Below are 13027 nucleotides of genomic sequence, written 5' to 3'. Positions count from 1 at the left end.
TCCGGCGGATCGATCGATCAGCCGTTGAAGACGTCGTCCACCGATTTCAGCGGATAGTTCTTCGGATACGGCAGGGTAGCCACGCCGGTCTCGATGGCAGCCTTGGCCACGGCATCGGAGACCACGGTGATCAGGCGCTTGTCCATCGGCTTCGGAATGATGTACTCGCGGCCGAATTCCAGCTTGTCCACGCCATAGGCGGCGCAGACGTCTTCCGGGACCGGCTGCTTGGCCAGGTCGCGCAGGGCCAGGGCGGCGGCGATCTTCATCTCTTCGTTGATGCGCGTGGCACGTACGTCCAGGGCACCACGGAAGATGAAGGGGAAACCGAGCACGTTGTTGACCTGGTTCGGATAGTCGGAACGACCGGTAGCCATGATCACGTCGTTACGGGTGGCATGGGCCAGTTCCGGCTTGATCTCCGGGTCCGGGTTCGAGCAGGCGAACACGATCGGGTTCGGCGCCATGCGCTTGAGGTCTTCCGGCTCCAGCAGGTTGGCGCCGGACAGGCCGACGAACACGTCGGCGCCCTCCAGGGCGTCGGCCAGGGTGCGCTTGTCGGTCTCGGTGGCGAACACCGACTTGTACTGGTTCAGGTCGTCGCGACCGGCGTGGATCACGCCCTTGCGGTCGATCATGTAGATGTTCTCGACCTTGGCGCCCATGCTCACCAGCAGCTTCATGCAGGAGATGGCGGCAGCGCCGGCGCCGAGGCAGACGATCTTCGCTTCTTCCAGCTTCTTGCCGGCCAGTTCCAGCGCGTTGAGCATGCCCGCCGCGGTAACGATGGCGGTGCCGTGCTGGTCATCGTGGAACACCGGGATGTCGCACTGTTCGATCAGCGCGCGCTCGATCTCGAAACACTCGGGAGCCTTGATGTCCTCGAGGTTGATACCGCCGAAGGTGATGGAAATACGCTTGACGGTATCGATGAAAGCCTGCGGGCTCTCGGCGTCGACCTCGATGTCGAACACGTCGATGCCGGCGAAGCGCTTGAACAGCACACCCTTGCCTTCCATCACCGGCTTGGAGGCCAGCGGGCCGAGGTTACCCAGGCCGAGAATCGCGGTGCCGTCGGAAATCACTGCCACCAGGTTGCCCTTGCCGGTGTACTGGTAGGCCAGCTCGGCATCGCGGGCGATTTCACGCACCGGCTCGGCGACACCCGGGCTGTAGGCCAGGGACAGGTCCCGGGCGGTAGCGGTGGGTTTGGTCAGCTCGACACTCAGTTTTCCCGGACGGGGTTGTGCGTGATATTCGAGGGCAGCGGTTTTAAGATCGGACATTTGGGCACTTCCGCTTTATTGCTTGTTGGACAGACGGGGCGACCGAGCATACGCAAGAAGACGACGCCCCACAAGATCGTCAGGACCCGGCTGTCAAGACCTCTAGCGTACGACTTTAAGCCAATCGCCCGGACGGGGTTCACCGCTCGGATAAAGGTCATTCAGCAGACGCAGACGAGCCACGGAGTCACTCAATGACCCCTCGCCGCCAGCCGCCAATTGCTCCAGCGTCTGCCCCGCCTTGACCTGCACCAGGTGCAGGCGTCGCGGCTGCGCCAGGGCCCGCTCCTTGTCGCGCAGCGGACGGAAGCTGCGGATCACGCTGAGGAAGCGGTCGTCCTGGGTCTCCAGGGAACCGACCTTGACCACGCCGACGAACAGGTAGGCGCGGTCGCCCTGGTAGATCACAGCAACCCGTCGCGCCGGGTTGCCTGGCACCACCGCCGTGTAGCCGTTCAGTCCTGCCTGCTTCAGCGACTCTTCCTGGGCCAGCCGTTGCCCGGCGTTCTTGCGCAGGAACTCCGCGGGCGTCAGGCGGGAATCATGGGGCACCAGCTTCATGCCGATGAACGACTGCTCGTCCGCCGGATAGCCAAGCAGGGCACTGGGCTGGTTGAGGATCTTCCAGCCCGCCGGATAGCTCAGGGTGAAGTCCAGCTCGGCATGGTAGAAGTTCTGCCCGCGACGCACCCCGGCCGATGCCGAGTCGCCGAACGGCATGCCTTCCAGATGGCGAAGAAAGACCTCGCGCCCCACTTCCTGCTGTCCGTTGGCCAGTTGCCGGGCCGGGCCGACCACTTCCTGCAGACGCCGGTCGTTGTCCGGATGGGTATCGAACAACCCGTGGTAGCCGCCGGCCTGTACCGCCTGGCCATTGCGCGCAGCCTCTTCGCGAGCGAAGTCCTCCTGGTTCTTCAGCACCCGCACCACCTGGATCATCGCCGTCGGATCGTAGCCGGCGCGGGCCAGGTACTGAGCGCCGAGACCATCGGCTTCCAGTTCCATGTCACGCCCGTAGCCGCGGACGAAGGCCGTGCCGAGCACGTTGGCCAGGTCGCCGGCGGCACCGACCCCGGTGCCGATCGCCACCGCCTGGCCAAGGATGTTCCAGGCGCTGGCCTGGCTCTGCTGGCGCACGCTGTGGCGCGCCGTGACGTGGCCGACCTCATGACAGAGCACCGCGGCCAGTTCGGCCTCGGAGCCAAGGTAGGCGATCAGTCCGCGATGGATATAGATGTAGCCGCCCGGCAGGGCGAAGGCGTTGATGTCCGGCGAATCGATGACGGTGAAATGATATTGCAGATTGCTGCGGTGGCTGCTGCGGGCGACCCGCTCGCCTACCCGTTGCACGTAGGCCTGGAGCTTTTCATCGTTGTAGCGGGGGAACTGCTTGAGGATTTCCTGGTTGTAGCGAGCGCCCATGCCGAGTTCCTGCTGCTCGCTCATCATCACGAAATCGCTCTTGCCGGTGGCCGGGTTCACCGCGCAGCCGCCCAGCGCGCCGACTCCCAGCAACAGCAGCAGGAGCCAGGCGGTCTTCATGGCAACCATTCCAGCATCGCCGGATCGGTCACCGACATCTGCCAGCGCGCCTTGCCGGCCGGCACAGCGCCACGGCGGGAACGATCGACCACCCAGCCACGCACTTCCAGCGAACGTCCCGCCATCTGCATCACCCGTTTCGCATCGAACGCCTTGAGCACCTTCGGCTCGATCCGCAGGACCAGCGGACCGTCCATCTCCAGCCAGATACCGCCCCGGTTGCGTTCGACCTCGAGCACCCGCCCGCGGACCACGGCGAAGCCGCTCTGCGCCAGTCGATCGAGCGAAAGCACCGGCGAACGCTTCCATACACCCAGATTAGCCGAACGCGCTGCACGTTCCGCCGCTTGCTGACAGGCCGTCAGCTCGGTGTTCGGCGCGACCGCCACCAGGTAGCCCAGGCCCTCGCCGAGCAGGCGCGCCTCGAGGTTGGCGCCGCTGGCATCGAACAGGTGCGCCAGGGTCCGCCCGTAGTGATCGCGGGCCTGGCGGCCCGGCTGCAGGGCGAGACGCCCGTCGCTGGCCGATACCAGCGCCTGCAGTCGCTGCTTCGCGGCTTCGGCGAAGGGCTCGGTGGTGCGACCGTTGTGCGCCAGCTCAGGCGCGTTGATGCCGATCAGCCGCACGCTGCGGCCATCGCGCAGGCGCACGGTATCGCCGTCCACCACCCGCGCCACCTCGACGTTCTGCAAGGCGCCGGTAGGCCGGCAGGCCTCCGCCGCACCGGCGAAGGCGGAAACCACGGACATGAAAAAGGCGCCCACCAGGGACGCCTTTCTCGGTACAGCGACAAGTAGCATTGCGCGCGTTCGCGGCAAGCGGCTTACTTGGTGGCGCCGAATACGCCGAAACGCTGCTTGAAGCGGTCGATACGGCCGCCGGTGTCCAGCACCTTCTGCTTGCCGGTGTAGAACGGGTGGCATTCGGAGCACACGTCCAGGTGGATCGGCTTGCACAGGGTGGAACGGGGCTTGATGACGTTACCGCAGCTGCAGGTAGCTTCGATAGCTTCGTAAGTCGGATGGATGTCCGCTTTCATGATTCAATCCTCGAGGCGTTGTGTGCCGCCACCCAGCGCGTTTACCAGGCACCGCACGTAATTAAGGGCGTGGATCATACCAGACCGATTCATCTATGCAAGCGACCCCGCCCGCCGGTCGTCTGCTAACATCGCCGGCCCAGTCCTCGTTTCCTTCATCCCCGGAAGCCGCTGAGTGTCAGACCTGATCCTACGCCTAGCCCTGCCTTCGCCACTCCGCCGCCTGTTCGACTACCGCGCGCCCCGCGGCATTCCGCGCAGCGCCCTACAGCCGGGGATTCGCCTGCTGCTGCCGTTCGGGCGCCGGGAGCTGGTTGGCGTTCTGATAGAGGTGACGGACCGTTCCGAAGTACCCGAAGACAAGCTCAAGCCTGCCCTCAGGGTACTCGACGCCAAGCCGCCGATGCCGGCGCACCTGCTCGAACTCTGTCGCTGGACCGCCCAGTACTACCAGCACAGCCTCGGCGACACCCTGTCCTGGGCGCTGCCCAACCTGTTGCGCCAGGGCGAGCCGGCCGAGGCGCGCCAGCAGCGCTTCTGGCATGCCACCGCGCAATCCAGCCTCGACGATCCGCGCCTGGCCCGGGCGCCGCGCCAGCGCCAGGCCCTGGCGATTCTCAAGCAGCATCCGCACGGGGTGTCCCATGAGTTGCTGAACCAGTTGCAGATAAACAAGGACAGCCTCGACCTGCTCAAGGAAAAAGGCCTGGTCGAACTGGAGGTGCGGCGCCACAGCACCCCGCCGCGCGAAGGCGGCTGGCTGGCCCAGGCGGAGTTGCCGCTGAACCCCGAGCAGCGCGCCGCCTTCGAGGCGGTTCGCGCCAGCCACGGCGGTTTCCATTGCTTCCTGCTGGCCGGGGTCACCGGCAGCGGCAAGACCGAGGTCTACCTGCAACTGATCCGCGAAACCCTGGCCGCAGGCCGCCAGGCCCTGGTGCTGATTCCCGAGATCAACCTGGGGCCGCAGACCCTGGCGCGTTTCGAACGCCGCTTCAACGCGCGCATCGCCCTGCTGCATTCGGCCCTGACCGACCGCGAGCGCCTCGACGCCTGGCTCGCCGCCCGGGATGGCGAGGCCGACATCGTCATCGGCACCCGCTCGGCACTGTTCACGCCGCTGAAGCGGCCGGGACTGATCATCGTCGACGAGGAACACGACGCCTCCTATAAACAGCAGGACGGACTGCGCTACCACGCCCGCGACCTGGCACTGGTACGCGCACGCCTGGAGAACGTGCCGATCCTGCTCGGTTCGGCCACGCCCGCCCTGGAAAGCCTGCACAACGCCCAGGCCGGCCGCTACGGCCTGCTGCGCCTGACCCAGCGCGCCGGTGGCGCGCACCCGCCGAAATTCATCCGCCTCGACGTGAAGAGCATGCCGCTCGACGCCGGCCTTTCCCGCCCGCTGCAACAGGCCATCGGCGATACCCTGGCGGCCGGCCAGCAGGTCCTGGTGTTCCTCAACCGCCGCGGCTTCGCTCCGACCCTGCTTTGCCACGACTGCGGCTGGATCAGCCAATGCCCGCGCTGCGACGCGCGGATGACCGTGCACCAGGGCAGCGGCGAGTTGCGCTGCCACCACTGCGACCACCGCCAGCGGCCGCCGATGAACTGCCCGCAGTGCGGCAAGCTCGACCTGCGTCCGGTAGGCGCCGGCACCGAGCGCGCCGAGGAACGCCTGCGGATTCTCTTCCCGAACCATCCGGTGCTGCGCATCGACCGCGACAGCACCTCGCGCAAGCACGCCATGCGCGACCTCTTCGCCACCATCAACAGCGGTGAGCCATGCATCCTGGTCGGCACCCAGATGCTCGCCAAGGGGCACCACTTCCCACGGGTCACCCTGGTGGCGATCCTCGATGCCGATGGCGGCCTGTTTTCCGCCGACTTCCGCGCCAGCGAACGCATGGCCCAGCAGATCGTCCAGGTCGCCGGCCGCGCAGGACGCGCCGAGGAGCCCGGACGGGTACTGATCCAGACCCACCTGGCCGATCACCCGCTGCTGGTCCAGCTCACCGAGGACGGCTACTTCGCCTTTGCCGAACAGGCCCTCAGCGAACGCCGCGCCGCCGGCCTGCCGCCCTTCGCCCACCTCGCCCTGCTGCGCGCCGAAGCGCACAAGCCGGGCCAGGCGGAAGCCTTCCTCGACAGCGCCTGCAGTGCCGCCGAGCAATTGCTCGAGCAGATGGGCGGACCGGAGGTGGAACTGCTCGGGCCGGTGCCCGCGCCCATGGAGCGGCGTGCCGGCAAGCACCGCGCGCAACTGCTGCTGCAGTGCATGAGCCGGGCGCCGCTGCATCGCCTGCTGACGCCCTGGCTGCAGAGCCTCGAACAGTTGCCCGGCGGGCGCCAGGTGCGCTGGTCGCTCGATATCGATCCGATCGACCTGTTCTGAGCGCCTTCCAGGAAGACGCCCCGCTTGACTGGGGTCAGCCGGAATCCGCGATGTCCGGCGCAAACTGTCGGCTAATCGCCGCAACGGTTGGCAACGCCTGTCCGCCCACGGATAATGCGCGGTTCTGAGCCTCGACCGGCCACCCCGCGCACATCGCGGGGAGTGAACTTCGGAGCGCCGCATCCGCCGGCCCTTCCCCTGCCCGACCGTCGCGCGCCGCCCCTCTGCCCGCGAGCACGGAGAAAAACGATGAAAGACACGATTCGCCAGCTGATCCAGCAAGCCCTCGACCAACTGACCGCGGACGGCACCCTGCCCGCCGGCCTGACCCCGGACATCCAGGTGGAGAACACCAAGGACCGTAGCCACGGCGATTTCGCCAGCAACATCGCCATGATGCTGGCCAAGCCGGCCGGGATGAAGCCGCGCGACCTGGCCGCCAGGCTGGTCGAGGCAATCCCCGCCCACGAGCAACTGGCCAAGGTGGAGATCGCCGGCCCCGGCTTCCTCAACTTCTTCCAGGATCACGTCTGGCTCGCCGCCAGCCTCGACCGCGCACTCGCCGACGAACGTCTCGGCGTGCGCAAGGCAGGCCCGGCGCAGCGCGTGGTGATCGACCTGTCCTCGCCGAACCTGGCCAAGGAGATGCACGTCGGCCACCTGCGTTCGACCATCATCGGCGACGCCGTCGCGCGCGTCCTCGAGTTCCTCGGCGACACGGTGATCCGGCAGAACCATGTCGGCGACTGGGGCACCCAGTTCGGCATGCTGCTCGCCTACCTGGAAGAGCAACCGGTCGACGCCGAGGCCGAGCTGCACGACCTGGAGGTCTTCTACCGCGCGGCGAAGAAACGCTTCGACGAGTCTCCCGAATTCGCCGACCGCGCCCGCGAACTGGTAGTCAAGCTGCAGGCCGGCGACCCCGACTGCCTGCGCCTGTGGACCCGCTTCAACGAGATTTCCCTGTCGCACTGCCAGAAGGTCTACGACCGTCTCGGCGTGAAGCTGAGCATGGCCGACGTCATGGGCGAGAGCGCCTACAACGACGACCTCGCCCAGGTGGTCGCCGACCTGACCGCCAAGGGCCTGCTCACCGAAGACAACGGCGCGTTGTGCGTCTTCCTCGAAGAGTTCAAGAACGCCGAGGGCAATCCGCTCCCGGTGATCGTGCAGAAGGCCGGCGGCGGCTACCTCTACGCCACCACCGACCTCGCCGCCATGCGTTATCGGCACAACGTGCTGCACGCCGACCGCGTGCTGTACTTCGTCGACCAGCGCCAGGCCCTGCACTTCCAGCAGGTCTTCGAAGTGGCGCGGCGCGCCGGTTTCGTTCCGGCCGGCATGGAGCTGGAGCACATGGGCTTCGGCACCATGAACGGCGCCGACGGCCGTCCGTTCAAGACCCGCGACGGCGGTACGGTGAAGCTGATCGACCTGCTGGAAGAGGCCGAGAGCCGCGCCTATGCGCTGGTCAAGGAACGCAACGAGCAGCGCGCCGAGCGTGGCGAGGAGCCGTTCGACGAGGTCCAGCTGCGCGAGATCGGCCGGGTGGTGGGGATCGACTCGGTGAAGTACGCCGACCTGTCCAAGCACCGCACCAGCGACTACAGCTTCAACTTCGAACTGATGCTGAGCTTCGAAGGCAACACCGCACCCTACCTGCTCTACGCCTGCACCCGCGTGGCCAGCGTCTTCCGCAAGCTCGGCCAGGGCCGCGAGCAACTGGGCGGGAAGATCGTCCTCGAGCAGCCCCAGGAGCTGGCCCTGGCCGCACAGCTGGCGCAGTTCGGCGACCTGATCAACAACGTCGCGCTCAAGGGCGTGCCGCACCTGCTCTGCGCCTACCTGTACGAGTTGGCCGGGCTGTTCTCCAGCTTCTACGAGCATTGCCCGATCCTCACCGCCGAGGACCCGGCGCAGAAGGACAGCCGCCTGCGTCTCGCCGCGCTGACCGGCCGTACCCTGGAACAGGGCCTGGAGCTGCTCGGTCTGAAGACTCTGGAACGCATGTAATCGAACCCGCCCGAACAGGAGTCCGGGAACCCCCATGGCAAAGAAGAAACCCGCCCCCAAGCGCGGCGCCAGCCGCTACCAGGCGCCCGCCGCGAAGAACGGCGTTCCCGGCTGGGTCTGGCTGGTCGCCGGCCTGGCCATCGGCGGCTTCATCATGTTCCTGATGAAGCTCGAACCCGGGCGCAAGGACGTCCAGCGCGAACGCCCGGACGCCCAGCGCCCGGCCGCCGTGCAGGGCAAGCAGCCGCAGCAGAACGGCCAGGCCCAGCAGCCCGCGCAAACGCAGACGCCGGCCCAGGCCAAGCCGAAGTACGAGTTCTACACCCTGCTGCCGGAGTCCGAGGTCGTGGTGCCGCCGGAAGCGGTACCGGAGAAGGCCCCGCCGCCGCCCACCCCCGCCGAGCTGGCCAAGGCCGACGAAGCGCGGGCCAAGGCCGCACTCGCCGGGCAGGTGCCACCGCCGCTGCCGAAAGCGGTGGTCGCCGCCAGCACGCAGTTCTTCCTGCAGGCCGGCTCGTTCCGCAAGCAGTCCGACGCCGACCGCGTGCGCGCGCAGATCATCCTGCTCGGGCAGTCGGTGAACGTCGAGGCCGGCAACGTCCGCGACGAGACCTGGTACCGGGTGATGGTCGGCCCGTTCAACAGCCGCGACCAGTTGTCCCAGGCGCAGAAGACACTGTCCTCCAACGGCTTCAGCAACCTGCTGTTACAGCAACGCAAGGCCCGCTGAACGCGGGCCACGCCGTGCGTTCCGACGCACGGCGGTGCGTGCGGTTGAAAAGCCGCGGATCGCCCCTATATCTCCCAGCATTCCGGGCATTCGGCCCCGCAGTGTGGAGATTTCCCCCTTGACCACCATCGTATCTGTCCGCCGCAACGGCAAAGTCGTCATGGGCGGCGACGGCCAGGTTTCCCTGGGCAACACCGTGATGAAAGGCAACGCCAAGAAGGTCCGGCGCCTGTATCACGGTCAGGTACTGGCCGGTTTCGCCGGCGCCACCGCCGATGCCTTCACCCTGTTCGAACGCTTCGAGCAGCAACTGGAGAAACACCAGGGGCACCTGGTCCGCGCCGCCGTCGAACTGGCCAAGGACTGGCGCACCGACCGCTCCCTGAGCCGCCTCGAAGCCATGCTCGCGGTCGCCAACAAGGATGCCTCGCTGATCATCACCGGCAACGGCGACGTGGTCGAACCCGAACACGGCCTGATCGCCATGGGCTCCGGCGGCGGCTTCGCCCAGGCCGCGGCCCTGGCCCTGCTGCAGCACAACGCCGAGCTGAGCGCTCGGGAAGTCGCCGAGACCGCGCTGAACATCGCCGGCTCGATCTGCGTCTTCACCAACCAGAACCTGACCATCGAGGAGCTGGACAGCGCCGTCTGAAGCGCTCGTCCCCCGCTGGAGTAAACGAATGTCCATGACGCCCCGCGAGATCGTCCACGAACTCAACCGCCACATCATCGGCCAGGACGACGCCAAGCGCGCCGTCGCCATCGCCCTGCGCAACCGCTGGCGACGCATGCAACTGCCGGCCGAGCTGCGCGCCGAGGTAACACCGAAGAACATCCTCATGATCGGCCCCACCGGCGTCGGAAAGACCGAGATCGCCCGCCGCCTGGCGCGCCTGGCGAACGCGCCGTTCATCAAGGTCGAGGCGACCAAGTTCACCGAGGTCGGCTATGTCGGACGCGACGTCGAATCGATCATCCGCGATCTCGCCGACGCCGCGGTGAAGATGCTCCGCGAACAGGAGATCCAGAAGGTCAAGTATCGCGCCGAGGACGCCGCCGAAGAGCGCATCCTCGATGCCCTGCTGCCGGCCGCGCGTCCCGCCATGGGCTTCGGCGACGAGCCGGCACGCGAGGACAGCAACACCCGCCAGCTGTTCCGCAAGCGCCTGCGCGAAGGCCAGCTGGACGACAAGGAAATCGACATCGAGGTGGCCGACAACCCGGCCGGCGTGGAGATCATGGCCCCGCCCGGCATGGAGGAGATGACCAACCAGTTGCAGAACCTGTTCTCCGGCATGAGCAAGGGCAAGAAGAAGACCCGCAAGCTGAAGGTCGCCGAGGCCCTGAAGCTGATCCGCGACGAAGAGGCGGTGCGCCTGGTCAACGAGGAAGAGCTCAAGGCACGCGCCCTGGAGGCGGTCGAGCAGCACGGCATCGTCTTCATCGACGAGATCGACAAGATCGCCAAGCGCGCCAACGCCGGCGGCGCCGACGTCTCCCGCGAGGGCGTACAGCGCGACCTGCTGCCGCTGATCGAGGGCTGCACGGTGAACACCAAGCTGGGCATGGTCAAGACCGACCACATCCTGTTCATCGCCTCCGGCGCCTTCCACCTGAGCAAGCCGAGCGACCTGGTTCCCGAGCTGCAGGGCCGCCTGCCGATCCGCGTGGAGCTCAAGGCCCTCAGTCCGAACGATTTCGAGCGCATCCTCACCGAGCCGCATGCCTCGCTCACCGAGCAGTACCGCGAGCTGCTGAAGACCGAGGGGCTGGCCATCGAGTTCGCCGAGGACGGCATCAAGCGCCTTGCCGAGATCGCCTGGCAGGTCAACGAGAAGACCGAGAACATCGGTGCCCGCCGCCTGCATACGCTGCTCGAGCGGCTGCTGGAAGAGGTCTCGTTCAGCGCCGCCGACCTGGCCAGCGAGCATAGCGACAAGCCGATCCTGATCGATGCCGGCTACGTCAACAGCCACCTCGGCGAGCTGGCCGAGGACGAGGACCTGTCCCGCTACATCCTTTGACCACCGCCGCCGCCACGGCCAACACCGTGGCGGCGGGCCGCGCGGTCCCGAACCGGGGTATCCTTGTACTCCGCCCTTCCGCGAGTCCGATGCGATGCGTATCCCTTCCGCCATCCAGCTGCACAAAGCCTCGAAGACCCTGACCCTGCGCTACGGCGAGGATAGCTACGACCTGCCTGCCGAGTTCCTCCGCGTGCATTCGCCCTCGGCCGAGGTCCAGGGCCACGGCAACCCGGTATTGCAGTACGGCAAGCTGAACGTCGGCCTGGTCGGCGTCGAACCCGCCGGCCAGTACGCACTTAAGCTGAGCTTCGACGACGGCCACGACAGCGGCCTGTTCACCTGGGACTACCTGTACGAGCTGGCGACCCGCAAGGACCAGCTATGGGCCGACTACCTGGCGGAGCTGGCCAGCGCCGGCAAGTCGCGCGACCCCGACGAGTCGGTCGTCAAGCTGATGCTCTGAAGCGCCGGGCCGAGTGCCCCTTCGCGGCACACGGCATCCAGGCGATTTTTCCCCGCTGCCCCGAACGAGGGCACGTCATTTGCAACATTCGCCCCGCAGACTGCCAGGCCAGACATCCGGTCGGCGCGGTCGCCACGGCGAATGTCCTACCCTGCACGGCAGCAACGCTCTAGTCCGCAGGTCGGCCGCTCGCCGGGCCAGCCACGCCGGCCACCGATGCTTCTGCCAGCTTGCACGCCAGCGGAAACTCGCGTAACCAAGACGGTGCAGCCCCTTGTCCGGGTTCCCTTCCCTGACGTGCGTCCGCCCCGCCCTGAAACGTGCGGGTGGGCTGGTAGTCGAGCAGTAGCCGGCCGGACACCTGGTCCCCGGTTTCGTTGCGGTCCCCTGTTTCGCCTCGAACAATGGAGCGTTGCCGATGAGTCAGAAGAACAATAACGAGCTTCCCAAGCAAGCCGCGGAAAACACGCTGAACCTGAATCCGGTGATCGGCATCCGGGGCAAGGACCTGCTCACCTCCGCGCGCATGGTCCTGCTCCAGGCGGTGCGCCAGCCGCTGCACAGCGCCAGGCACGTGGCGCATTTCAGCCTGGAGCTGAAGAACGTCCTGCTCGGCCAGTCGGAGCTACGCCCAGGCGATGACGACCGACGCTTTTCCGATCCGGCCTGGAGCCAGAATCCGCTGTACAAGCGCTACATGCAGACCTACCTGGCCTGGCGCAAGGAGCTGCACAGCTGGATCAGCCACAGCGACCTGTCGCCGCAGGACATCAGTCGTGGCCAGTTCGTCATCAACCTGCTGACCGAGGCGATGTCGCCGACCAACAGCCTGAGCAACCCGGCGGCGGTCAAGCGCTTCTTCGAGACCGGCGGCAAGAGCCTGCTGGACGGCCTCGGCCACCTGGCCAAGGACCTGGTGAACAACGGCGGGATGCCGAGCCAGGTGGACATGGACGCCTTCGAGGTGGGCAAGAACCTGGCCACCACCGAGGGCGCCGTGGTGTTCCGCAACGACGTGCTGGAACTGATCCAGTACCGGCCGATCACCGAGTCGGTGCACGAACGCCCGCTGCTGGTGGTGCCGCCGCAGATCAACAAGTTCTACGTCTTCGACCTGTCGCCGGACAAGAGCCTGGCGCGCTTCTGCCTGCGCAACGGCGTGCAGACCTTCATCGTCAGTTGGCGCAACCCGACCAAGTCGCAGCGCGAATGGGGCCTGACCACCTATATCGAGGCGCTCAAGGAGGCCATCGAGGTAGTCCTGTCGATCACCGGCAGCAAGGACCTCAACCTCCTCGGCGCCTGCTCCGGCGGGATCACCACCGCGACCCTGGTCGGCCACTACGTGGCCAGCGGCGAGAAGAAGGTCAACGCCTTCACCCAACTGGTCAGCGTGCTCGACTTCGAACTGAATACCCAGGTCGCGCTGTTCGCCGACGAGAAGACCCTGGAGGCCGCCAAGCGTCGCTCCTACCAGTCCGGCGTGCTGGAAGGCAAGGACATGGCCAAGGTGTTCGCCTGGATGCGCCCCA

At 66.8% G+C, this 13027-nt stretch carries 11 protein-coding genes; 7 read left to right on the top strand and 4 right to left on the bottom strand.

The window, feature by feature from the left end:
• Positions 1 to 17: 17 nt before the first annotated feature.
• The 4 genes from HMPREF2716_RS01660 to rpmE all read right to left on the bottom strand — a co-directional run bounded on the left by HMPREF2716_RS01660 (position 18) and on the right by rpmE (position 3867).
• On the bottom strand, positions 18 to 1286 hold the full coding sequence (locus tag HMPREF2716_RS01660) for a malic enzyme (protein WP_003103278.1): 1269 nt from the start codon (positions 1284 to 1286) through the stop codon (positions 18 to 20).
• Between the two features lie 102 nt (positions 1287 to 1388).
• Positions 1389 to 2828 carry a M48 family metalloprotease gene (locus HMPREF2716_RS01655; RefSeq protein WP_070621783.1) on the bottom strand — a complete coding sequence of 480 codons (1440 nt, stop codon included), beginning with the start codon at positions 2826 to 2828 and terminating at the stop codon, positions 1389 to 1391.
• Positions 2825 to 3592: a thermonuclease family protein gene (locus tag HMPREF2716_RS01650; RefSeq protein WP_003103280.1), complete on the bottom strand. Its 768-nt coding sequence runs from the start codon at positions 3590 to 3592 to the stop codon at positions 2825 to 2827. Before HMPREF2716_RS01650 ends, HMPREF2716_RS01655 begins: the two co-directional genes overlap by 4 nt.
• A 59-nt stretch (positions 3593 to 3651) precedes the next feature.
• The gene (gene rpmE, locus HMPREF2716_RS01645; protein ID WP_070621782.1) at positions 3652 to 3867 is read right to left on the bottom strand and encodes a 50S ribosomal protein L31; all 216 of its coding nucleotides are present in this window, start codon (positions 3865 to 3867) and stop codon (positions 3652 to 3654) included.
• A 175-nt stretch (positions 3868 to 4042) separates the two neighbouring features.
• Here rpmE and HMPREF2716_RS01640 point away from each other — a divergent pair, with 175 nt between their 5' ends.
• From HMPREF2716_RS01640 to HMPREF2716_RS01610, 7 genes are all read left to right on the top strand, one after another.
• Entirely contained in the window at positions 4043 to 6262 is a 2220-nt protein-coding gene (locus HMPREF2716_RS01640) for a primosomal protein N' (RefSeq protein WP_003103282.1), read from the top strand.
• Positions 6263 to 6511: 249 nt separating this feature from the next.
• The gene (argS, locus tag HMPREF2716_RS01635; RefSeq protein ID WP_003110892.1) at positions 6512 to 8275 is read left to right on the top strand and encodes an arginine--tRNA ligase; all 1764 of its coding nucleotides are present in this window, start codon (positions 6512 to 6514) and stop codon (positions 8273 to 8275) included.
• A 34-nt stretch (positions 8276 to 8309) separates the two neighbouring features.
• A complete protein-coding gene (locus HMPREF2716_RS01630; protein WP_003095850.1) occupies positions 8310 to 9005 on the top strand; it encodes an SPOR domain-containing protein in 696 nt (231 codons plus the stop codon).
• 118 nt (positions 9006 to 9123) lie between these two features.
• Positions 9124 to 9657: an ATP-dependent protease subunit HslV gene (gene hslV, locus HMPREF2716_RS01625; protein ID WP_003095852.1), complete on the top strand. Its 534-nt coding sequence runs from the start codon at positions 9124 to 9126 to the stop codon at positions 9655 to 9657.
• Between the two features lie 28 nt (positions 9658 to 9685).
• Entirely contained in the window at positions 9686 to 11029 is a 1344-nt protein-coding gene (hslU, locus tag HMPREF2716_RS01620; protein ID WP_003095854.1) for an ATP-dependent protease ATPase subunit HslU, read from the top strand.
• A gap of 94 nt (positions 11030 to 11123) precedes the next feature.
• Complete coding sequence (locus tag HMPREF2716_RS01615; protein ID WP_003095857.1) at positions 11124 to 11495, top strand: gamma-butyrobetaine hydroxylase family protein; 372 nt, start codon at positions 11124 to 11126, stop codon at positions 11493 to 11495.
• 418 nt (positions 11496 to 11913) lie between these two features.
• The coding region (locus tag HMPREF2716_RS01610; protein ID WP_049263036.1) for an alpha/beta fold hydrolase at positions 11914 to 13027 on the top strand (1114 nt) is incomplete at its 3' end.

This window comes from Pseudomonas sp. HMSC076A11 (assembly GCF_001810205.1).
Lineage (GTDB): Bacteria > Pseudomonadota > Gammaproteobacteria > Pseudomonadales > Pseudomonadaceae > Pseudomonas > Pseudomonas aeruginosa.
Note: the sequence above shows the minus strand (reverse complement) of the source record. Positions and strands in the feature narration are given on the sequence as shown.

Coding starts and splice junctions, on each gene's coding strand:
- argS (WP_003110892.1), top strand. CDS start 6,512: ATGAAAGACACGATTCGCCAGCTGATCCAGCAAGCCCTCGACCAACTG.
- hslU (WP_003095854.1), top strand. CDS start 9,686: ATGTCCATGACGCCCCGCGAGATCGTCCACGAACTCAACCGCCACATC.
- HMPREF2716_RS01630 (WP_003095850.1), top strand. CDS start 8,310: ATGGCAAAGAAGAAACCCGCCCCCAAGCGCGGCGCCAGCCGCTACCAG.
- HMPREF2716_RS01660 (WP_003103278.1), bottom strand. CDS start 1,286: ATGTCCGATCTTAAAACCGCTGCCCTCGAATATCACGCACAACCCCGT.
- rpmE (WP_070621782.1), bottom strand. CDS start 3,867: ATGAAAGCGGACATCCATCCGACTTACGAAGCTATCGAAGCTACCTGC.
- HMPREF2716_RS01615 (WP_003095857.1), top strand. CDS start 11,124: ATGCGTATCCCTTCCGCCATCCAGCTGCACAAAGCCTCGAAGACCCTG.
- HMPREF2716_RS01655 (WP_070621783.1), bottom strand. CDS start 2,828: ATGAAGACCGCCTGGCTCCTGCTGCTGTTGCTGGGAGTCGGCGCGCTG.